The organism is Pseudomonas sp. AC136 (assembly GCF_979258585.1).
Genome location: NZ_OZ409865.1, coordinates 4,120,159 through 4,141,187 on the forward strand (window position 1 = coordinate 4,120,159; position 21,029 = coordinate 4,141,187).

20 protein-coding genes and 1 tRNA gene are annotated in these 21,029 nt (G+C 57.3%); 18 read left to right on the top strand and 3 right to left on the bottom strand.

Annotated features, from left to right (window positions below; genetic code table 11):
* Window positions 1–220 precede the first annotated feature (220 nt).
* From ACZZZU_RS18440 to ACZZZU_RS18475, 8 genes are all read left to right on the top strand, one after another.
* The gene (locus ACZZZU_RS18440; RefSeq protein ID WP_463551423.1) at window positions 221–571 is read left to right on the top strand and encodes a hypothetical protein; all 351 of its coding nucleotides are present in this window, start codon (window positions 221–223) and stop codon (window positions 569–571) included.
* 22 nt (window positions 572–593) lie between these two features.
* A complete protein-coding gene (locus ACZZZU_RS18445; RefSeq protein ID WP_463551424.1) occupies window positions 594–734 on the top strand; it encodes a hypothetical protein in 141 nt (46 codons plus the stop codon).
* A 251-nt stretch (window positions 735–985) separates the two neighbouring features.
* Complete coding sequence (locus ACZZZU_RS18450) at window positions 986–1,219, top strand: hypothetical protein (RefSeq protein WP_463551425.1); 234 nt, start codon at window positions 986–988, stop codon at window positions 1,217–1,219.
* Window positions 1,220–1,340: 121 nt separating this feature from the next.
* On the top strand, window positions 1,341–2,705 hold the full coding sequence (locus ACZZZU_RS18455; protein ID WP_463551426.1) for a hypothetical protein: 1,365 nt from the start codon (window positions 1,341–1,343) through the stop codon (window positions 2,703–2,705).
* Between the two features lie 2 nt (window positions 2,706–2,707).
* Window positions 2,708–3,064 carry a DUF2523 family protein gene (locus tag ACZZZU_RS18460; protein WP_463551427.1) on the top strand — a complete coding sequence of 119 codons (357 nt, stop codon included), beginning with the start codon at window positions 2,708–2,710 and terminating at the stop codon, window positions 3,062–3,064.
* A 2-nt stretch (window positions 3,065–3,066) separates the two neighbouring features.
* Window positions 3,067–4,368, top strand: a complete 1,302-nt coding sequence (locus ACZZZU_RS18465; protein WP_463551428.1) for a zonular occludens toxin domain-containing protein — start codon at window positions 3,067–3,069, stop codon at window positions 4,366–4,368.
* 119 nt (window positions 4,369–4,487) lie between these two features.
* Window positions 4,488–5,771: a hypothetical protein gene (locus ACZZZU_RS18470; protein ID WP_463551429.1), complete on the top strand. Its 1,284-nt coding sequence runs from the start codon at window positions 4,488–4,490 to the stop codon at window positions 5,769–5,771.
* Entirely contained in the window at window positions 5,768–6,751 is a 984-nt protein-coding gene (locus ACZZZU_RS18475; RefSeq protein WP_463551430.1) for a phage integrase, read from the top strand. Before ACZZZU_RS18470 ends, ACZZZU_RS18475 begins: the two co-directional genes overlap by 4 nt.
* On the opposite strand, the gene ACZZZU_RS18480 is transcribed toward ACZZZU_RS18475, so the two are convergent.
* The 3 genes from ACZZZU_RS18480 to ACZZZU_RS18490 form a co-directional block, all read right to left on the bottom strand.
* Entirely contained in the window at window positions 6,744–7,268 is a 525-nt protein-coding gene (locus tag ACZZZU_RS18480; RefSeq protein WP_463551431.1) for a hypothetical protein, read from the bottom strand. The genes ACZZZU_RS18475 and ACZZZU_RS18480 overlap by 8 nt on opposite strands.
* Window positions 7,269–7,424: 156 nt before the next feature.
* Window positions 7,425–7,501 (bottom strand) — tRNA-Met (locus ACZZZU_RS18485).
* 86 nt (window positions 7,502–7,587) lie between these two features.
* A complete protein-coding gene (locus tag ACZZZU_RS18490) occupies window positions 7,588–10,455 on the bottom strand; it encodes a bifunctional diguanylate cyclase/phosphodiesterase (protein WP_463551432.1) in 2,868 nt (955 codons plus the stop codon).
* Between the two features lie 404 nt (window positions 10,456–10,859).
* Here ACZZZU_RS18490 and tssB point away from each other — a divergent pair, with 404 nt between their 5' ends.
* From tssB to ACZZZU_RS18540, 10 genes are all read left to right on the top strand, one after another.
* A complete protein-coding gene (gene tssB, locus ACZZZU_RS18495; protein ID WP_463551433.1) occupies window positions 10,860–11,354 on the top strand; it encodes a type VI secretion system contractile sheath small subunit in 495 nt (164 codons plus the stop codon).
* A 25-nt stretch (window positions 11,355–11,379) separates the two neighbouring features.
* Entirely contained in the window at window positions 11,380–12,918 is a 1,539-nt protein-coding gene (tssC, locus tag ACZZZU_RS18500) for a type VI secretion system contractile sheath large subunit (protein ID WP_463551434.1), read from the top strand.
* 23 nt (window positions 12,919–12,941) lie between these two features.
* Window positions 12,942–14,297, top strand: a complete 1,356-nt coding sequence (tssK, locus tag ACZZZU_RS18505; RefSeq protein WP_463551435.1) for a type VI secretion system baseplate subunit TssK — start codon at window positions 12,942–12,944, stop codon at window positions 14,295–14,297.
* Entirely contained in the window at window positions 14,294–14,968 is a 675-nt protein-coding gene (gene tssL, locus ACZZZU_RS18510; RefSeq protein ID WP_463551436.1) for a type VI secretion system protein TssL, short form, read from the top strand. The genes tssK and tssL overlap by 4 nt, the downstream gene beginning before the upstream one ends.
* Window positions 14,969–15,164: 196 nt before the next feature.
* Complete coding sequence (locus ACZZZU_RS18515; RefSeq protein ID WP_463551437.1) at window positions 15,165–15,863, top strand: hypothetical protein; 699 nt, start codon at window positions 15,165–15,167, stop codon at window positions 15,861–15,863.
* A 119-nt stretch (window positions 15,864–15,982) separates the two neighbouring features.
* Window positions 15,983–16,723: an OmpA family protein gene (locus ACZZZU_RS18520; RefSeq protein WP_463551438.1), complete on the top strand. Its 741-nt coding sequence runs from the start codon at window positions 15,983–15,985 to the stop codon at window positions 16,721–16,723.
* Window positions 16,689–17,180, top strand: a complete 492-nt coding sequence (locus tag ACZZZU_RS18525) for an Hcp family type VI secretion system effector (protein ID WP_463551439.1) — start codon at window positions 16,689–16,691, stop codon at window positions 17,178–17,180. Before ACZZZU_RS18520 ends, ACZZZU_RS18525 begins: the two co-directional genes overlap by 35 nt.
* Before the next feature lie 53 nt (window positions 17,181–17,233).
* Entirely contained in the window at window positions 17,234–19,633 is a 2,400-nt protein-coding gene (locus ACZZZU_RS18530) for a type VI secretion system Vgr family protein (protein WP_463551440.1), read from the top strand.
* Window positions 19,630–20,400 (top strand): DUF4123 domain-containing protein, encoded by a 771-nt coding sequence (locus tag ACZZZU_RS18535; protein ID WP_463551441.1) that lies wholly within the window; start codon window positions 19,630–19,632, stop codon window positions 20,398–20,400. The genes ACZZZU_RS18530 and ACZZZU_RS18535 overlap by 4 nt, the downstream gene beginning before the upstream one ends.
* Window positions 20,397–20,939 carry a DUF3304 domain-containing protein gene (locus ACZZZU_RS18540; protein WP_463551442.1) on the top strand — a complete coding sequence of 181 codons (543 nt, stop codon included), beginning with the start codon at window positions 20,397–20,399 and terminating at the stop codon, window positions 20,937–20,939. The genes ACZZZU_RS18535 and ACZZZU_RS18540 overlap by 4 nt, the downstream gene beginning before the upstream one ends.
* Window positions 20,940–21,029 lie beyond the last annotated feature (90 nt).

The following is a 21,029-nucleotide window of genomic DNA, read 5'->3' on the forward strand; positions in this document are numbered from 1 at the left end:
GGCTGGTTTACCAGACGCGGTCACGGGTGACGAAACGGGATAACAAGGGCATGGCCCTTGGTTTTAAAGCTTCAAGCGGCCAAGTAGGCCGGTAACCAAAACCCCAGCAATCCGATTCACCCCAGCGGCTTTGAAATTTCAAAGTTCATCCGCTCGGGATCGCTCGGCCTGCTGAAAGGCAAAACCGCGCAATAACGCGCAATTAAGCGAGGAAACAACGATGGCTCGTTCGACTATGGAAGTGGCATTTCTCGGTACTCAGCGCTTCGACGGCGAAGGCGGCACCAAGTACATCAAGGTGTTTTACGGCGATGAGCCGGACGGCAAAACCGAGCACGGCCTGTCGATTATCGGCATGGCTGCCGACGATGACGCCGCCGAAGAAATCTTCGCTGCCGGTGCTCACTTCTCGCCGCTGGAAACTGTGCGCATCACCTTCGACGTTGCCCGTGGCGGCCAGAACAAAGGCAAAAATCTTGCCCTGCACATCGAGTCGGTCAAGCCCCGCACTGCCACTCAATCGCCCCAACAAGCTCCAAGCAAACCCACCACCGAAGCGCCCAAGGCGTAACGGCTAAACGGGAGGGTTTGCCATGCATCGCTATTTGTTCATCGCTGCTTTAGCCGGTATCGGCGGCTACCTGTGGGGCCTCTCTGACGGCCTCGCCATTGCCGATTCGGTGGTAGCGCAGGTGCAAGCGTTCGGCGGCCTTCCTCTGGTGGGTAACTACTGATGGTCGTTGCTGTTCAGGTTTGCATGGAGTGGGTCACTAACGCTGATGCCTCTATCAGCTGCTCCCAACTTGGATGGCAACAGGCCTATCTGATTCCGCCTGAGGCCGCTGGCTATGTAGACATTCTGGTCTCAGGTGGTTTTTCACCAAAAGCCTTCGCCGTTGGTTTTGGCGGTGTGCTGCTGGTGTTCGTAATCGGGCTATCCGGTGGATGGATAGCCTCAATCCTTCGACGTATGAGGTAACAACTAATGAAAAAACTGCAACTGAGCAACACCGTTCGCAACCTGGGCATCGCTACTGGCGTAGCTCTGTTTTCCGCTGGTCAGGCCATGGCTGCCGCCATCCCAATCAGCACTGACGGCATCGAAGAGCAAATCACTGCCGGCGCTACTTCCGCTGGCACTGTGGCCGGTTATGTCGCTCTGGCACTGGCCGTTCTGGCTTGCGCTGGCGTCATCTTCGGCATGCTGCGTAAGTCGTAACAGATGCTCTGGTCAGTGTGGCTCGGCGCATTCGTGGCCGGGGCCTTCATCACCGGTTACCGCTGCGGCGAGTTCTTCTGATCTGGAGGGAAAAGGGGCCGAAAGGCTCCTTTTTTATGGCATGAAAAAACAGCTCGCTTTCTTTTTTTTTGCGGCCTTGCTCGCTTCGTCGCAATCGGCTTTCGCTGCTGATTACTCTTGGGCTTACGCGAATGTTAATTATCCGTCTCCCGCCGCTGCTTGTACCGGCGCTGTCGCCCGTTCCAACGCTTCCACTACCGTTTATGCTTACACCGAAACGGGTCTATATAAATTCAGCGAGACTATTTTTAGGTGCAAGGTTCTGCGGGTAAATATGCCCGGTTCATACAACCCTTCTAACTATGAATGGAACATCACGCGCAGTGGTACTAGCTGTCCGGCTGGCACCACCTACAACCCCGATAAAGGCTCCTGCGACGTTCCCTTCAACCCTTGCACCGAAAAAACGGGCCGGGCTTCAAATATCTCTGCGTCTGTTCCCCTCCCTGGCTCGGCCTGCATCAACGGCTGCTCTGTTGCTTATCACACGAACTCCAACCCGCTAACTACTGGTGGCCGGACCACGTATTACTACGACGGCAACTACACCGGCAATCAATGCACGGCAGCTAACCCAGCGGGCTACACCGAATGCAATCTTGAGTCCGACTGCACCAAGGCTGATACCGCCCCTCAAGTCGAAACCTCGAACAAGTGCGAAGCCGGCCCAGATAGCACAACCGCTGATGGCAAGCCGGTAAAGGTCTACAACTGCACCGAGACCAAAGAGGTTAAGCAAGACGGCGACGAAAACTGCAAGTGGGGGACGGTTCAAGGCAACTGGACCTGCGTCATCACACAGCCAAAATCGACCAAGACAAAGACCGACACCGAAACCAAAACGACCTCCAACCCGGATGGCTCAAAAGACACGCAGACCACGACCACCAAAACCGAAACCAAGTGCACCGGCGTTAACAGCTGCACCACGACGACTACGACCACTACCAACAACAACCACACCAACGCGGACGGATCGCCCGGCGACTCTAGCTCTAGCTGTAAGGGTGCCAAGTGCACGCCCGGTAGTGGTGAGGGTGAAGGCGAAGGTGAGGAAGAAGAAGGCGACGACGAAATCGCCGGCCCCTCCAAGCAACTCGTGGGTAACGCATCCGAAGGCTTCGGCGAAGAGGAAGCGGCATGGCAGGCCAAGATAGACGCAGGCCGCCAGCAACTGGATAGCCTGATTAACCAGTACTCAACTCTGTTTTCGGGTGCCTTCGACCTGAACATCGGCACGGGTGGCGCAAAGCTGCCCTGTTACGACATTCCTATCCGTAGCCCCTACATCAACACCAATCTCGATTTCTGCCCCGCCGACTTCGAAGACCAGCTCATTTACCTGAAATACATCCTGCTCGCCTGCGCAACGATCTTGGCCGGCTTCATCATCTTGAGGGACTAACCGTGGAATGGATCAGCAGCACCATTGACCAGATTTTCCTGTTCTTCCAATACGTATGGGACTTCCTCACGACTGGTATTTACGACCTGCTCAAAACCTTTATGGCGATCGCAACCAAGGCCGCGCTGTACTCGTATATCCAGATGCAAATCTTCGCTTTGCAAGTGGCGTATGAAGCCGCCCAAGACGTGGTGAACAGCATCGGCGTTACCCAGCAAATCCGGCAGATGTATTCCGGTTTACCGGGGGAGGTGTTGAGCGGGCTTTCCTTCTTCGGCATCCCGCAAGCGTTGAATATCCTGTTCTCCGCTTTATCCACACGCTTCATGCTCCGCTTCGTGCCGTTCATGGGTCGCTGACGATGGCCATCAAAATTCACCACGGCCCGAACGGCTCCTACAAAACATCCGGCGCTATCCAAGACGATGCTGTGCGCGCACTCAAAGCCGGCCGGCTGATCATCACCAACATTCGTGGCTTCACGCTGGAGCGCGTTTTACAGGTCATGCCCGAGCTGCCCGAGTCGGTAGACATCATCAACCTCGACCTTGAGGTTCGTGCCGACATGGAAAAGATGCGCTCTTGGTTCCAATGGGCACCGCGGGGCGCATTCATCATCTTTGACGAAACCCAACTGGTTTTCCCCAAGGCATGGCGGGAAAAAGACCTAGCCCAATTCGACTATCCGGGTGGTAGTGAGGCGGCCGCCGCTGCGGATCGCCCCATGGATTGGCTCGACGGCTGGACCCGCCACCGGCATTGGAACTGGGACGTGGTTCTAACGACCCCAAACATCAGCTACATCCGTGACGATATTCGGATGACTAGCGAGATGGCCTACAAGCACTCAAACCTTGCCGTGATCGGCATATCTGGCCGCTATAAGGAGGCCCAGCATGACGCCCAGCTCAACCGCGCCCCAGCCGAAGGCACCATCGTTGAATACAAGCGAATCAAGCCCGACACCTTCCGACTCTACCAATCCACTGCTACAGGCGTCTCCCAAGACACCACGGCCGGTAAGAGCCTTTTCCGTTCACCTAAATTACTTTTTCTCCTGGCATTTATTGCCAGCGTTTTTGTCGCTGTATTTTCTCTCGGCGGAATTGATTTCGGCCCTGCTGGAGCCCACAAAGAAACTGCTGCTCCCGCCGCTGAAAAAGCTGCTCCGGCTGCTGCTGCGCCTGCTCAAAATATTAGTAACGTGGCTGCTGATGTACTGCCTGTTTCTCTGGGTGGCCGGTCTGGTGCTCCACTGGATCCTGTCTTAGCCCATCCCTTCGATGGTCGGCATATCTATGTTGAGGCCGTAGTGGAAGGCACCCGTGATGGGCAGTTCACCCGCAAAGTGATGTTCAAGGTCGAAGATGATGAAGGCCGGGTGTTCAGGCAGACCGGAAACGAGCTGATCGACATTGGCTACAAGCTTGGCTATCGCGGCCCGTGCTATGTGGTCATCAAGTACAAGGAATGGGAAGGCCAAGCCGTATGCAAGGGCGCAATGCCTGCGCAACAGCTCGCGCGCGGCCAATCCATCCAATCCGCAACACCCCAAGCGAACCCCTACCAAACCAACGCTACCGCTCCTGTGAGCGAGATTTCGGGCACCCGTGTGATTGCGATACCGGACAACAGCCGGTTGCCTAGGACGCTCCTGAATTGAGGAGCAAGGCGGCGAGCGCGCGGCTCGGTACAGAGCAAGCGAGCCGCCGAGTGACGTCCCTGTAACACGTCATACAAAACGAACTGAACGACCAGACTAAACCAGAGTAATTAGAAAAAATGGCCAAGATAAAAGACTTCACACGTATTAACTTGCTGACCGGTTTGGTCGATTCGGCAAGTCGTCTTTTTGTCGACCCAGAACAAATGGGTTTCGTTGATCTGGCAGACGTTCGCCTGCTTCGTTGTGGCGTCGATACCGTGCGCCAGCTGTACAAGGGCATGATCCGACCGGAAATCATGGCGCTCTTTGAAAACCCTGGCGTCATTGTCGATTTCGCTGGCCAGCGCTGGCATTCGGGGCGGGTAGGGAAGGACTCTGGTTACCAGTACAAGCTCCAGAACGCCGATTTGGGCATCATCCTGTTGGTGAAGAACTTCAACGCCAAAATCGACAGCATTGGTCCACACCTGAAAATCGAAGTCTCGCCCCACGCCATCGACAACCTGTCGCCTGCGCGCCTGCAAGCTCGGCTCGATTTCTACGCTGAGGCTGTGCTCTCACACTTGGAAATCAACCAATGCGCGGTACACCTGGCGCTAGATCTACAGGGCTGGATACCGCCGCAAGATCTGGTGGCCCGTATGCACTGCCGAGCTCGTACCCATCGTGATATCTCGGGCATCAATGAACTGCATTGGCACATGAAATCCAGCGTCTACGGACGTGGCGAGACCTCTATGTTTGGCTCGGCCAACGGTGTGCAGCTCTGCCTCTACAATAAAACCGAGCAAGCCCGAGCTACCGACAAGCTCGACTATTGGGAAAGCGTCTGGCGTCGCCGAGATTCGTTCGACCAAGACGACCCGAGCAACTACAACCCGGAGCAAGACGTCTGGCGCATCGAGCTGCGGTATCACCACTCCATCATCCAACAGTTCGCGAGTGGGTCCACTGACCTGGCTACTGGTAACACCATCGACACGCGGTCGTTTGAGGCGTTTTCCTGCCATCTGGACGGTCTGTGGCGGTACGGCTTGGCCCAGTTCAAGCTGCTGGCCCGCCCGGGTTATTTCATGCCCATCTGGTCGCTTATTCGCGATGACGTGAAGGTCGAAATTGAGGCCGATTCGCTGCTCGACGAGACCGACTACAAACGCTATTACAAGACCAGCAGAGGCTTTAGCGGTAAGAACGTGGAGCTTTTCCTGGGCAACTTCGTCAGCTTGCTGGCAAGGGAAAAGGTGGGCGCAAAAAAGGCTTTCGCCACGCTCCAGCAATGGGATTGCTGGGTCGTCATTCGCGACCACTACGCCGCTAAGGACATGACCGAGCATGACCTATACAAACACATCAAAGCCCTCTTAGAAGAGCGAAGTGTTCGGTGGGGTAGGGCGGTATGAGTGTTCGCAAGGACGGTAAAACGTGGACTGCTGATTTCTACGTTGATGGCCGTTCAGGCCGCCGTATTCGGAAAAAGGGATTCGCGACGAAATCCGCTGCCCAGCGGTATGAGTCGGATTACTTCAACACCTTTAACCAGACCGGGCGGCCTCTCGATGATCGTCTATTGGATCTGGTGCAGGTTTGGTACGACCTCCACGGCTGCTCGCTCAAAGACGAAAAGGCCAGGCTTTCCCGAACCCAAGCTGTCGTCGAACGCTTGGGGAATCCTAGGGCTTCGGAGTTCGATTCATTGGCTTGGGCCAGGTACAGACAAGCCCGCCTCAAAGACGTTTCTCCGCACACGGTTAACCATGAACAGCGATACCTGTCGGCGGTGTTTTCCGAGCTGATTCGTCTCGGCGCATGGGTTGGCACCAACCCTCTAGCCAACATCAGACAGATCAAGACCGACCAGACGGAGCTGTCGTTTCTCACCCTGGAGCAAGTCGGCCAATTGCTGAATGAGTGCCGCAAATCGACCAATAACCACACGTACCCGGTTGCCCTGATATGCCTGGCTGCTGGCGCTCGCTGGGACGAGGCGGAAAGCCTGACACGCTCGGCTATCTACGGCGGGAAGGTGCATTTTCACCGCACCAAGAATGGCAAGTCTCGATCCGTGCCGATCCCGCAGGAAGTTGAAGCGGAAGCGTTTAAGGTGGGAATGCCTGTGGGAGGGCGGCTGTTCATGTCGTGCCGTGCTGCCTTCCGTGGTGCCTATGAGCGCTGTGGGTTCAACACGCCAGGCCAGCTAACCCACATCCTGCGACACACCTTTGCCAGCCATTACATGATGGGCGGCGGTGATATCCTCAGCCTTCAGCGGATCTTGGGGCATTCGTCGATAGCGATGACCATGCGCTATGCGCATCTGTCACCCGATCATCTGGAGTCGGCGTTACGCTTTTCTCCGCTGGCTCAGCTTAAACTTAATTAGACGTATCGTTAGCAGCTAAGATTTGCACAGTGATATCTGAAAGTCGCTGCTCTAGCTTTCTGATTTCTTTAGGTAGTTTCTCTTTGTAGTAATCGGCCGGCCACTGGGATGCAAGAAGGTAAGCGCCCCTGTTGTCGTAATCGTGCTTCTGTTTCATGAGCATGTTTAATGCTTTATCTATTGCGGAAATTTGTGCAGCGAGAAGATTTGATTTTGCGGTAGCGGCAAGGCTTTTTTCTGACCTCTCCTGGGCTTCCGCCGTCCTTGCCAGCTCCAGTCGGGTCTCTTTCAGTTCGTCACGCTGTAGGGAAAGCTCAATCCTTTGAAGATGCACTGTATAGATGAGTGCTGCGAACGCTAAGCCAGAAAATAGCGTGTTTGTAGCTCCAAACATGTCGCCGAATTGGCCGCGTTCGTCCCATTTGTTTAGGGAGAAATACACGATAACCCCGTAAATAACCAATATGGCTATAACTAGCCCTGCCATCCGGAAAAACAGATTGTATTTTTCGTTCATGTATCCGTCGCTCGCTGTATTGAGATCGCGAGATATTACATGGGTAGGCGGGCGTCATCACAGGAAGGGCCTGTGTGCGTAGGCGCGGTGTAGTCACTTTGTAGTCACTACCCAGAAACAACAAAGGCCTACCCGAAGGTAAGCCTTTGTTTTGTTTGGTGGCTACACAGGGACTTGAACCCCGGACCCCAGCATTATGAATGCTATGCTCTAACCAACTGAGCTATGTAGCCAAGTGGCGCGCATTATTCTTGGCTGGGGCTTAGCTGTCAAGCTGAAATTTCCGTAAATTTGCACGCATGATCAAGCGCTTACAGAGTTAGTGGGTGTCGCTTGCGGCGACGCTTCCTTGTTGCATGAGCGGGTTTTGCGTGAGCTGTTCCAGGGCCAGAGGTTTGGCGAAGAAGTAGCCTTGCGCTTGCCCTGCGCCGATCTCGCGTAATAGTTGCAATGTCGCTTCGTCTTCTACCCCTTCCGCCACCACCGATAACCCCAACGACTCGGCCATGCGCACGATGGCGCGCACAATCGCGCGGCTGCGTGAGCTGGTGGTGAGTTCGAAGATGAAAGATTTGTCGATTTTCAAGCCGCTGAATTGGTACTGATGCACGTAGCTCAGGGACGAAAAACCGGAGCCGAAGTCGTCGAGCACCACGCTCATGCCTTGTTCGGATAACTGCTGCATGGTCAGTCGCGCTTGCGCCGGTTCGGCCACCAGGGCGCCTTCGGTGAGTTCCAGGCAGATGCGCGCCGGGGCGATGTTGTGGCGGGCCAGCAGGCTCAGCACTTCTTCGGCGAATTCGGGGCGGGTGATGCTGTAGCTGGAGCAGTTCACGTGCACGGTCGGCCAGTTGGCGTGCTGCGGCTGGGCGAGAATTTCGGCCACGCAGTTGAGCATGTACAAGTCCAGCCGGCCGATCAGGCGCAGGCCTTCAAGCGCGGGCAGGAAATAACCGGGTGCGATGACGGTGCCGTCGGGCTGATGCCAGCGAATCAATGCTTCCAGCGATACCAACTCACCTGTACGAACGTTGACGATGGGCTGGAAGTACGGCACCAATTCATCGCTGCGTTTTAGTGCATTTCGTAGTGCGCCTTCGCGCTCCATTTGGTCGGACACTTCGCGGCGCAGTTCCTGGTTGAACACGGCGAAGCTGTCGCGCCCGGCATTTTTAACCCGATACATGGCCGTGTCGGCGTCACGCAGCAGGTCTGCCGGTTCCTGGTGGAATTGCTGGTCGGCGCTGACGATGCCGATGCTGCACGAGGAAAACAGCGTGTGGCCGTCGATGGCGAACGGCAGGTCGAATTCCGTGAGGATGCGATCGGCAATACCGATGGCGACGTCGAGCGGGGCGCCCGGAGCGAGTACGGCAAACTCGTCCCCGCCCAATCGCGCCAGCAGGTCGCTGCCACGCAGGCAGGCGCGCAGGCGGGAGGCGGCTTCGGTGAGCAGTAGGTCGCCGAAGTGGTGGCCGAGGCTGTCGTTGATCAGCTTGAAACGGTCGAGGTCGATAAACATCACCACCAGCTGTTTGCCGTGGTCGCGGAAGTCATTCCAGGCGAGGTTCAACCGGTGCTGCAAGTGGCTGCGGTTGGGCAGGCCGGTCAGGGAGTCATGGGTGTTTTCGTGTTGCAGCTTGGCGTTGGCGAAGTCGAGTTCCCGAGTTCGGCTTTGCACGCGTTCTTCCAGTTGCAGGTTGGCAGCCTGCACCGCTTCGGCGGCGTTGCGACGGGAAAACGCGGTATCGATATGCCGCGATACAAAGGTCAGCAATTCCTGATCGCGGAGCGTGTAGCGCACATTGGGTTCGTAACTTTGCACCACCAGAACACCGCGTACTTCGTTGTCGGCAAACAGCGGGATGCCCAGCCACGACTGCGAGCGCACTGGTTCTTTGCTGCGCTCGATTTCGCCGATGTCCATCAATCGTGAGGCTTCGTCGTAGTCGATCAGGCATGGGCGTCGTTGCCGAATCACATACTCCGTTAGGCCGCGCTGGCCGCGACGCGACGGTGGCGGATCGCTGCGTTGTTCATCGACGAAATACGGAAAGCTGACCTCGTTGGTCTGCCTGTCGAACTGCGCAATATAGAAGTTGAGGGCGAACAGCAGCTCGCCAACGATGCTGTGCAGGCCCCTGAACAGATCGACCATTTCCCCAGGCTGACTGGACAATTCGGTGATCTGAAACAGCGCGCTCTGGAGATGTTCGGCCCTTTCTCGGTCGGCCACTTCCTGGCGCAGCGTGTGATTGAGCTCCGATAGCTGCAGCGTTCGCCGCGAAACGGTTTCCTCAAGGTCGGCACGGTGAAGAATGCGGTCCAACGCCATGGCCACATGACGCACCACGACGAGAAACAACGCGCGGTCTTCCGAGTTGTAGACCCGGGACTTTTCGTACACCTGCATGGCGAGCATGCCGAAGACTTCGTCAGAAGCGTTCTTCAGCGGCGCGCCCATCCAGAATTCCGGCTTGTGCCCGACGCAAAAAAAACGCCCTTCGGCTTCGGCAGCGTAGATACCCGCTGCGTCGATTAGCAGGGGTTGGCCGCTGGTGAGCACCGTGCCGGTAAGCGACAGATGCTCCGGCTTCAAGTACTCGTAGGTTTCGGACTCCAGGGCCTCGGTATCGATGATGTCGACGTAGTACGGGTAGGTGATCTTGCGCGTGTCGCTGTCGTACAGCGCCAGGTAAAAATTCTCCGCGTCGATCAGGCTGGCCAGTTGCTTGTGCACGCCCATCAGAAATTCGGAGCGTTCGCGTGTGGAGGTGGCCAGATAGGTAATTTCATACAGCACGCGCTGGGTCAGTTGTGCACGAGCCAAGGTGATGCCCTGGGTTTGCAGCGCGAGCTGCTGGGCCAGCTCCGCGAGAGCGCCGGCATCGTCAGTTCCGCACTGTTGCGGCGCAAGCAGCCAGCCCAGCACGCTTTCGCCGCTGCCGGTGGCCCAGCGTTGCAATTGGCGACGCTCACAGAACTCATCGAGTTGATCCGGCGATAGGCTTGCCGGCCAGTCAGCGCCCGGTTCGCCCTGGCCGCTGAGGTGCAAATGATCGTTAACCCGATACCAGGCCCAGGCATGTGTGTGTGGCCATTTCGCGGCGGAGGCGAGCAGCGCGGTGATGGCGCTGGCAAAGGCCGCCGCGTGTGGCGAGCCGTGGGGCAGGGTGGACGAATTCATTGGCGCTCCAGGCCTGATGCTTATCGGTCTCATCTTCGGGCTTATACCCGGGCGCTGGCAAGGGAGCAGTTTAATTAATGTCAGACGGATCTTTAGGGGTGGGGAACTCTTCTTTGTGTGTGGGAAGTTTAAAGTGAATGGGTGTAGAGAAAATTAGAAAAACTACGGTAGTTATGAGGTTTGTAATTTTTTTAATTTTTGGCCTGTCGTTCATTTTTTGTTTTGTGGTTGGGCGGACGTTTGCTGGCTTTTTTCGCTTCTTTAAGTAGGTTCCGTCTTCCCTGATGTTTTCGTATAGCAATTACTTTTAAAAGTAGGCAAAGTTTTTTGAACGAGTCCATTGAGTGCGGTTGCATTGATGAACTGTTTCATTAAGCGCGTGAACGGCACAGCGAATTCCTATGATGAGTAGTTTTCAGGATGAAGTCCCCAAAGCCAGGGTTAATATCAGGCTAGATCTCCATACTGGCGGTGCAAGTAAAAATGTTGAGCTGCCGTTGAAATTGATGGTGCTCGGCGATTTCAGCAATGGAAGAGAACAGCGCGCGCTTTCGCAGCGAAGCAAAGTCAATGTCGACAAAAACAATTTCGACCAGGTTTTAGGCGAGTATTGCCCCAGGTTGAACATCGCCGTGGCCGATACGCTGTCATCTGGCGGCGAAGAAGCCAGTGTTCAGCTCCTATTCCAGAAAATGAAAGACTTTGAGCCTGAACAGGTGGCGCGGCAGATTCCGCAGTTGCGCGCTTTGCTGGCGATGCGAAATCTGCTACGCGACTTGAAGTCCAACTTGCTGGATAACGCGACATTCCGCTACGAGCTAGAACAAATTCTTAAAAGCGAACAGTTGAGCGGCGAACTGCGGTTAGAGTTATCCGCATTAAGTAGTGATGCTCACTAACTAGTCAGTTTTCAGGAAATAACTAATGCCACGTGAACATACACCCGCCTCTGCGCTGGGGGCTGAAGTACTGTCCTCAGAAAATAGAAGCGTATATGCCGACTTATTCGGCAAGATCAATCTCAGCACCGTTTCGTCCCTGGGTGCATTGGAGCCGTATCAGAATAATGATGTGTTGTCCGAAGTCTCCGTCGACGAACGGGTAACGGCGGCGGTCGATGTCTTTATGCGTTTGCTTGAACAGGCTGCGCAAAAGGTCGAGCGGCTCGATAGAACATTGCTTGATGAACACATCGCCGCCCTTGATCAGAAAATCAGCCGTCAGCTCGATGCGGTCCTGCATCATCCAGAATTCCAGCGCGTGGAATCGGCGTGGCGGGGCGTGAAGTCCTTGGTCGATCAAACCGATTTTCGTCAGAACGTGCGTATCGAGTTGCTGGATATCAGCAAAGAGCATTTGGTTCAGGACTTCGAAGACGCACCGGAAATCGCCCAAAGCGGCCTTTATCTGCATAGCTACATTCAGGAATACGACACGCCCGGCGGTGAGCCGATAGCGGCGGTTGTTTCCGACTACGAGTTCGATCGCAGCCCGCAAGACATCGCCCTGCTGCGCAATATTTCCAAAGTTTCGGCTGCGGCCCATATGCCTTTCGTGGGGGCGGTGGGTCCAGCCTTTTTTGGGAAAAATTCGATGGAAGAAGTCGCCGCCATCAAGGATATCGGCAACTACTTTGACCGCGCTGAATACATCAAATGGAAGTCTTTCCGCGAAAGCGACGATGCCCGTTATATCGGCCTGACCTTGCCACGCGTATTAGGTCGCTTGCCTTACGGGCCCGACACCGTGCCGGTGCGCAATTTCAATTACGTCGAACATGTCAAAGGGCCCGATCACAATAAATACCTGTGGACCAACGCCTCGTTCGCTTTCGCCACCAACATGGTGAAGAGCTTTATCAAAAACGGATGGTGCGTGCAGATTCGTGGCCCGCAGTCTGGTGGCGCGGTGACTGATCTGCCCATACACCTGTATGACCTAGGTGTCGGTAGCCAAGCAAAAATTCCGTCAGAAGTGATGATTCCGGAAACCCGCGAATTCGAATTCGCCAATCTCGGCTTTATCCCGCTGTCGTATTACAAGAATCGCGATTACGCCTGTTTTTTCTCTGCCAATTCCGCGCAAAAACCCACGCTTTACGACACGGCGGATGCGTCGGCCAACAGCCGCATAAACGCACGCTTGCCCTACATCTTCCTGCTCTCGCGCATCGCGCATTATCTGAAACTGATTCAGCGCGAGAACATCGGTGCCACCAAGGACCGGCGCTTGCTGGAGCTGGAGCTGAATAAATGGGTAGGCGGTCTGGTGACCGAAATGACCGACCCCGGCGACGATCTTCAAGCTTCCCATCCGCTGCGCGATGCCAAGGTCACGGTTGAAGACATCGAAGACAACCCCGGCTTTTTCCGCGTCAAGTTGTATGCGGTTCCGCACTTCCAGGTGGAAGGCATGGATATCAACTTGTCGCTGGTGTCGCAAATGCCCAAGGCCAAGGCTTAAACCGTGGCGCTCGGGAATCCGCGGTGAGAATCGATCGTCCTCTCTGGGCCAATGGCGTGTTGCTCTCGGCCCAGCAGTTCCAGCAGCAAGCGCGTCTGGAGGCGTGGAACAACGCGTGCGTGGCTCAGCTGGCGTTGGTTCACCCCTGGGGCGTGACAGCCGTGAGTTTCGATCATGAAGCGCTACGACTTGGAAAAATCAAAGCCGTTGGGCTTTGCCTGCGTATGCCTGATGGCACGCCAATCGACACCCAGCGGGCAGATCCTCTTCCGCCGGCGCTCGCACTTTCTGACTTGGTTGCCAGCGACTGCCAGCGTGTGACCGTGCTGCTGGCGTTGCCTTTGGAGCACGGCAACGGCAACAACTGCGTGTTTGACGGCGCGCGCTGTGAGCGACCTACCCGTTATCGCCAGGTTTGGCGCGAGGTGCACGACCACTTCGGCGATGAGGCCGTGTCGATGGGTGTGCTGGAGCATGACGTCTGCCTGCGGCTGGAAACCGACGAAAACGGCGAATACCTAGTTTGTCCGCTCGTACAGCTGCTGCGTAATGACCTGGGCGTTTGGGCTATCGACCCAGACTATGTGCCGCCTCTGCTCGGGTTTTCCGCCCATGTGGGGCTGATGGAGCAGCTGGACAATCTGTTGACGCAGCTATCAACGAAACGGCAGCGCTTGATGGCCATGCGCCGGGAAAGCAATCAGCGCATGGCCGATTTCGCTGTCGCGGACGTATCGCTGTTCTGGCTTCTAAACGCCTTGAACAGCTACCAACCGATCCTCGCCGATATCAAAGCCCATCCCCAGCGTCCGCCAGAGCTTGTATATCGGGAGCTGGTCAAGCTTGCGGGCGGGCTTCTGACCTTTTCGCTTGAGCACGACATCAACGAAATTCCCGCCTACCGGCATGACAATTTGCAGGCCGTTTTTCCCCCGCTGATTCGCATGCTTTCTTCTTTGCTGGAAGCCAGCTTGCCCTCGCGCGTCGTGGTCCTTGCGCTTGAAGAAAGCGGCGCCAACCGCTGGCAAGTCGACCTGCTGGACGCGCGTCTGCGCGAGCACGGCGGAGCTGATTTCTATCTTTCAGTACGCAGCCGCTTGCCGGCAGCGCAATTGCGCGACCAATTCCCTCGCCTGTGCAAAGCGGGCACCCCGGAAGATGTTGATCGCCTGGTTAATGCTGCCCTCGACGGCGTGCCACTTCGCCCGCTCAGCCATGTGCCGGCGGCCATTCCATTGCGTTTAGAGAACCAGTACTTCGCCTTGGACATGCAGCATGAGAAAGGGCAGGCCGTGCTCGGCGCGGGCGTCTGCGCATTCTATGTGCCCGCGACGTTGCTGGACGCCAAGCTCGAACTCTTCGCGGTGCTGCGCTCATGAACTCCGCGCAGCGCCGAACCGTCGATACCGACGAACTTCTTCAAGACAGCTACTTGCTGACGGTGCAACTGCTCCATGGTGCTCGGGCGAATGAAAACCAGCGCCTCAGAGACGACTGCATTCAGCAGGTCGAACGTGTCCGCAGTGCGCTTGAAGAGGCCAAGGTCGCTCAACGCAGCATTGACCTGATCGCCCATGCGCAATGTGCGCTGCTGGATGAAGCCGCGCTCAATCGCGCCGAAGGCGAGTGCCGCCTCCCTTGGGAACGCGAGCCGCTGCAAGCGAAGTTTTTTAAGGAGCATCAGGCCGGCGAAAAACTCTACGAAAACATTCGTGAGGTACTAAGCGAAGCAGCTCCAGACTTGCTGGTTCTTACCGTCTTCCATCGGGTTTTGCTGCTGGGCTTTAAAGGGCGGTATGGCGACCTGCAAGACCCGGCGCGAGAGCAAATTGTTGCCGCCCTAAGCGCATGGGTGACGCCGTTGGATAACGCACTGGCGCGCACCGACGCCGTTGCGCTCGAGCATTCGCGGCCAGCAAAACGCTGGATGCAATCACCGTGGTTTCACGGTGCGAGTGCGGGGGCCTTGTTGCTGGTGCTGTGGTTGGGCCTGGATCACTTTCTGGCTAGCGCGATCGACGCCCTGATGCTTAGCCAGGTGGGCCAATGATGCTCTCGTTGATACGCGCGCTATGGTTGTGGGTCGGCGCGCTAGCCTGGGCCTTGATCGCCATCTTGCCCATCGACGGTTGGGCCTAGTGCAGGTGGGTATTGCCGTCGCATTCATCATTACGCTGGGCTGCGCGTGGGCGGGACGGCAGGTCGCAGCGCAGAGCGAAACCCTGACTTTGCCCGCAGGCGCGGCCTTGCCCCCATCGTCCTACCGACATCCCATCGCACTGGTTTGTGGTGACGGTGCGAAGTCGTTGTTCAATGTCGACGACGACGCGTTGGCGGTGCACCACAGCGATGTGGGTTGTTATCTCGCGGTGCCTCGAACGAGCCGTTTGCCGGACGTGGTGACTGCCGTGTTGGCGCAGCGACCTGAGTGGGCCAACCAGCTCTGCGTCATGCTCGTGGTCAACCCGAGTGAGCGCACGACAGGGTCTGGGTTGGTCACCGATTTGAAAGCGCTGCGGCAGGATCTTTCCCGCGCGCGCCGGCGCGGCGCGACGTTGCCTCTGTTGATCGCCAGCTACCTACCCGCCGGGCAGAGCGACCTTCCCTGGCTCGGTTGGCAGCCTCGCGGTGGGCAGCCATGGATCATGGAGCAGGGGAGTCGGCTGCGCCTCGCTGCCTGGCAGCGCAACGCGCCCACCTTGCTGGTCGAGGCGAGCCGTGCGCGTGCTGTCGTGCAATGGAACGCTGGCATCGCTTGGATTGCCGAGCATGTAATCGCGCCACTAACCGAGGCCGACTCCTATGACCCGCCCTGCACAGCCCAGGCCTGCGGTTTGCTGCATCTACCGCAACAGCGTTCGGCGTGCCCGATAACTTATGGCAGCAATGGCTTGGTCAGCACACTGGCCTACGCGAGTGCACGCCGGCGGTTGGCGATACCGTAACGCGCCTGGCATTTCCTGATCCGCTATTGGCTCTGTTGTCGGTTCGACCGCACCAGGCCCCTCTGCATCGCACGATTGCCGTTGCGTCATGGCTGTTTGCGGCGACTGGCGCAATCGCATTGACCAGTTCCGCCTGGCAGAACACGCTACTGGCGCGACGGGTCAGCGACGACCTCAGTCGCTTCCAGGTTGCTCGCGTGCATGACTCCATAAGCCCGAGACACGATGACGCGCTGGCAGCGCTGCACGTGCACGCAGCGGTGCTGGATAACTACTACCGCCAAGGTGAACCTCTGGCGCTTGGCCTCGGTTTTTATCGGGGTGAACGGCTGCGAATACCCGTGCGGGATGCCCTCGCTTCTATTCGTTCGGCGTCGCCGGGCGCGACGGTCGAGGACGCGTTGCAACTCGACAGCCTGTCGTTGTTCGCCGTGGGCAGCGCCACCTTGAAGCCTGACTCCACCACTGTGCTGATCAAGGCCATCAGCACCATCAAGGCCCGGCCGGGCTGGCTGATTTTAATTACCGGCCATACCGATGCGGCAGGCCTGGCCGAACGCAACCAACAGCTCTCATTGGCCCGAGCCAGCGCCGTGCGTGACTGGATTCAGCAAATGACCAGCATCCCGGCTAATTGCTTCGCCATCCAGGGCCTGGGCGCCAATCAACCCATTTCCAGTAACGACACCGAATTCGGGCGCGCGGCCAATCGCCGTGTCGACATCCGTTTGGTACCTGAGCCTGCCGCCTGTTTGCCTGCGGTCCAGGCAGAGTCGAAACCGCCGTTATCAGCGGCTTTTATCCCCCCAAAAGGAGTTTTTTCACATGGCTATTCCAGTTTATTTGTGGCTGCAGGATGACGGCGGCGCTGCCATCAAGGGCTCAGTGGATGTACAGAAACGCGAAGGCAGCATCGAGGTGCTTGCCCAGGACCACAGCGTGTTCATTCCCACCGACAACAACACCGGGAAACTGACCGGCGCGCGGGTTCATACCCCGTTTGTTTTCCAGAAAGAAATCGACGCATCGAGCCCTTACCTGCTCAAGGCCGTCACCACTGGACAAACCCTTAAAAGCGCCGAGTTCAAATGGTACCGAATCGACGACGCCGGCCAGGAAGTGGAGTACTTCAACACCAAGCTTGAGAACGTCAAGGTGGTGAAGGTCGCGGCAAAAATGCACGACGTAAAAGAAGCCTCGAAGGAGAAACACAACCACCTGGAAGTGGTCGAACTGCGCTACGAAAAAATCACCTGGACCTACAAGGACGGCAACATCATTCACTCCGACTCCTGGAGCGAGCGTCAGAGCGCATGAACACTCAGCAGCGGCTTGTTCAGCCGCTGGCTTCGCTTGCTTGAGGGATGTGCATGGCCAGTAATTCCACTGTTCCGTTTTTCGATCACAGCCGCCACCGGCTCACGGTTCGCAGTGTCGATATTCCGGTTGACGTATTGGCATTTCGAGGTGAGGAGGCGCTGAGCAAGCCTTTCGTCTATCGCATCGAATTCACTTCTACCGAACAGGACATCGCTGCGCAGAAAATGCTTGGGCAGGAAGGCAGCTTTAGCCTGCACGCACCGCCGAACCGTCAGCTGTTACCGATGGGCGATGCCGAATCCGTCAAGCCGCTACGCAGCGTGTATGGGGTAATCACCGGCTTCAAGCGCTTGGCCGGGTCCGATGACCAGGCCATTTACGAAGTGATTTTGGAACCACGGCTCGCCCTGTTGGCGCGCGGCCAGCAGTACCGCCTATTTCAACAGCAGTCCGTGCCGGAAATCGTCGAGAGCGTCCTGCGTGACCACCATGGCTTTCGCGGCCAGGACCTGTATTTCGCCTTGCACCGTGACTACCCCAAGCGCGATCAGGTGATGCAATACGGAGAAAGCGACCTGGCGTTTATCGCCAGGCTGCTGGCAGAGGTGGGAATTTGGTATCGCTTCGCCAGCGACGACCGCCTGGGTATTGAAGTGGTCGAGTTTCACGATGATCAGCGCGCCTATCGATTTGGCATCGAACTGCCCTACCGGCCGCCATCGGGAACCGCCAGCAGTGGGCAGGATGGAGTTTGGCGGTTGCAGTCCGAGCACGCTGTGGTGGAACGCCAGGTCAGCGTGCGCAGCTATAACGCCCTCAATGCTAACGCTGACTTGAACGGAGCGTTCTCTGGCGATCCGAGCGTTAAAAACACCTACGGCGACGCCTATCGATTTGGCGAACCGTATCGTGCGATGGGTGAAGCGTTAGCCGAACGGGACAACCGCGACAGCGAGAGTGGCCACTTTTTCGCCCGGCTCAGGCATGAGCGCTTTCTGAATCTTCAAACGAAGCTCAGCGGTATCAGCAGCAGCGCCAGCTTGGCGCCAGGGCAAGTGCTTAAAGTCGGTGATGGGGCGCCTCAGGCGTTTTCCTCAGGCGCCGTGCTTACCGAACTCATCACCACAGCCGCGCGTGATTGCAGCCTGACGGCGGAATTCAACGCGATCCCTTTTTCGCAGCAGTACTGCTTCCGCCCGGCGCTTGCACAAAAGCCGCAAATCGCGGGCACGGTGCCGGCCCGCATCACCAGCCGCAAAAGCAATGATGCCTATAGCCATATCAACCTAGATGGCCGCTACAAAGTCAGCTTCCTGTTTGATCGCGGCACGTGGCCGGCCGGCGGTGAAAGTTTGTGGCTGCGCCTTGCGCGTCCCTATGCCGGTGCTGCCCACGGCCTGCATCTGCCGTTGCTGGCCGGCACCGAGGTGGCGGTTGCCTTCGAGCAAGGCGATCCCGACCGTCCCTACATCGCCTATGCACTGCACGACAGCGAGCACGCCGACCACGTCACCCTGCGCAACCACAAGCGCAACGTGCTGCGCACCCCTGCCAACAACAAACTGCGGCTCGACGACAGTCGGGGTGAGGAGCACATAAAGCTCAGCACCGAGCACAGCGGCAAAAGCCAACTCAACCTCGGCCACCTTGTCGATAGCGACCGGCACAAACGCGGCGAAGGGTTTGAATTGCGCACCGACGGCTGGGGCGCGATTCGGGCGGGGAAGGGCTTGTTTATCAGCACGGACGAGCAGCGCGTTGCCGGCGGCCAGGTGCTCGCCATGCAGGCGGCCACAGCGATGCTGGAAGGTGCTGAACAGCAACTGCTGCATTGCCAGAAAGTGGCCGCCGCGCATAACTGCTTGCAACCCTCGCTCAATGACCTGCGGCAACTGCACGCCAATGCTAAAGGCCTTAAAGGCCCAGCCATCGTACTCAGTGCTCCACAAGGAATAAGCGCCGTCACGCCGGCTAGCCTGCTGTTGAAAAGCGGCGGCGCCTTGTATCTGCAAAGCCAGGATGAGATCAATTTGGCCGCAGCGCAGCGCCTGAGCGTGCATGCCGGGCAGGCGATTTCGCTGGTTGCCCAACAGCAAGGAATGCGCCTGGTCTCCGGTGATGGCCCCCTGACCATGGCCTCACACAATGGCGTGCTCGACATCATTGCCAAGCGCGATCTCACCGTGCAGACCACGCAAGGTCACATGCAAATTACCGCCAAAAACGGCATTACCCTTGGCTGCGGCGGCGGCTTTATTCGCATCACGGCACAGGGCGAGGTTGAGCTGTACAGCACCGGCAAGCTGACGTTGAAAGGCCAGCATCATTTCCATACGCCAGACGCCCAGGCGTTCCCGCTGCCCGTATTGCCGACCTTCGTGTGCGAAGACTGTATACGCAAGGCGGCGGCCGCTTCCGTTGGTTTCCTGACACGGGGGCAGCAACCATGACGCCTGAATCGCTGGCGGCATGGCTCGACGATCTACAGCAGTGCTGCGCCGCGCAACCTAACACCGCGTTGTACCTGATCATCGATCAGGCCATTAACGAAGCGCCTCTGGTGCCAGGCGTTTTCAGCATCGTTTCCTGCCATTCATTGTTTGCGGGATTGCCTGAGGAAGACGCGGTTCATTTGGCGCCGCTGCTCATTCAAGTAGACCGCGATGCGCCCCTGATTCGACTGTGGCTCAGCGCGCTGATGGCTGAGCGTGATCCGCGCACCTGCATGGTCGCGCTGGTATCGAGGTGGGGTCTGCAAGCGCTTGGCTCGTACCTCAGTCGCTGCCTGGAAGCGTGCAACGGCGGGCAGACGGGCATCCTCCGGTTCTACGACCCACGCCTCTTCCCGCTGCTCTTCAGCCACGTGCTAACGCCTGCTCAACAGCAACCGCTGCTTAGCCCAGCCGTGAGCTGGTATTGGCTCGACCGGGATGGTGCGCACCAGCAAATGGAAGGGCTCGATGAGCCGCCCATATACAGCGACGAACTCGACATAGCCGAACTAACCGACGCGCAACTGGAAACACTCGCCTGCGCCAGCGACGCCGTTGTGCTTACACAGGATCCGTTGGCTGCGTTTCCCGCTGATTTCAGTCTCGAACACCGGTTTCAGACCTGCTACGTCGCCATGCTGGAAGCAACCCGCGTTGGCCTGATTCTGTCCACGCAGCGGGATGCGTTTGCTCTTGATTTTTTGCACAAAGAAGGTGGCGTATGACCGTGGTGATTCGGCGCTCTTTGCACGTCGGAGTTCGGCGTTTAGCCGTGGTTTTTTACTGTGGACTAACCCTGGCTGTTGTTACCGAAACCAGCTGGGCGGACCTTATTTATGGAATTAACCACACCCATTGGGCCATTAATCGCTTCAGTGTCGACGGCCATCCAGCGATTGACGGTATTAGCCCATACCAAGGGGGCGGCGGTGGTGGAGGGTATTTCGCTCCCCAGCATTGGTCGCCTGGAATGACAGTGCGCGTGGATTGGGAAACCGGAGTTGGCGGATCTGAGGGCTTTCCTGGGTTCGCCGATTGGCCAATATATGAAGCTTGGGTGGAAAAAATGGAGGCCCATAACCGTCAGCTGAGCAAGCTGGTCCCCGTACCCGATTACACCGGTCAAAAGGTGTGCGGCATCACCATCCACTTTCTGCCCTGCGACGAATTACAAGTCAGCACATCCTGCTACCACTACGGCAACCCCGAATACCCCATTAAAACGCCGCTTCATCTGCCGGAGCCGACGTCATGCCCGCAGTGAAACGCTCGTCGGCGACCGTATTTCTAAATGCCTATGCAAGCGGCCAGATCGCCCTGCTTTCGATCTTCCCAAAAGGCCGATCTCGCGTTC

Bases quoted from the DNA above. Each gene is read 5' to 3' on its own strand.
- ACZZZU_RS18465 (WP_463551428.1), top strand. From the start codon at position 3,067: ATGGCCATCAAAATTCACCACGGCCCGAACGGCTCCTACAAAACATCC.
- ACZZZU_RS18540 (WP_463551442.1), top strand. From the start codon at position 20,397: ATGACCGTGGTGATTCGGCGCTCTTTGCACGTCGGAGTTCGGCGTTTA.
- ACZZZU_RS18530 (WP_463551440.1), top strand. From the start codon at position 17,234: ATGGCCAGTAATTCCACTGTTCCGTTTTTCGATCACAGCCGCCACCGG.
- ACZZZU_RS18455 (WP_463551426.1), top strand. From the start codon at position 1,341: ATGAAAAAACAGCTCGCTTTCTTTTTTTTTGCGGCCTTGCTCGCTTCG.
- ACZZZU_RS18480 (WP_463551431.1), bottom strand. From the start codon at position 7,268: ATGAACGAAAAATACAATCTGTTTTTCCGGATGGCAGGGCTAGTTATA.
- ACZZZU_RS18450 (WP_463551425.1), top strand. From the start codon at position 986: ATGAAAAAACTGCAACTGAGCAACACCGTTCGCAACCTGGGCATCGCT.
- tssB (WP_463551433.1), top strand. From the start codon at position 10,860: ATGAGTAGTTTTCAGGATGAAGTCCCCAAAGCCAGGGTTAATATCAGG.
- ACZZZU_RS18445 (WP_463551424.1), top strand. From the start codon at position 594: ATGCATCGCTATTTGTTCATCGCTGCTTTAGCCGGTATCGGCGGCTAC.
- tssC (WP_463551434.1), top strand. From the start codon at position 11,380: ATGCCACGTGAACATACACCCGCCTCTGCGCTGGGGGCTGAAGTACTG.
- ACZZZU_RS18470 (WP_463551429.1), top strand. From the start codon at position 4,488: ATGGCCAAGATAAAAGACTTCACACGTATTAACTTGCTGACCGGTTTG.
- tssL (WP_463551436.1), top strand. From the start codon at position 14,294: ATGAACTCCGCGCAGCGCCGAACCGTCGATACCGACGAACTTCTTCAA.
- ACZZZU_RS18535 (WP_463551441.1), top strand. From the start codon at position 19,630: ATGACGCCTGAATCGCTGGCGGCATGGCTCGACGATCTACAGCAGTGC.
- ACZZZU_RS18440 (WP_463551423.1), top strand. From the start codon at position 221: ATGGCTCGTTCGACTATGGAAGTGGCATTTCTCGGTACTCAGCGCTTC.
- ACZZZU_RS18525 (WP_463551439.1), top strand. From the start codon at position 16,689: ATGGCTATTCCAGTTTATTTGTGGCTGCAGGATGACGGCGGCGCTGCC.
- ACZZZU_RS18475 (WP_463551430.1), top strand. From the start codon at position 5,768: ATGAGTGTTCGCAAGGACGGTAAAACGTGGACTGCTGATTTCTACGTT.
- ACZZZU_RS18490 (WP_463551432.1), bottom strand. From the start codon at position 10,455: ATGAATTCGTCCACCCTGCCCCACGGCTCGCCACACGCGGCGGCCTTT.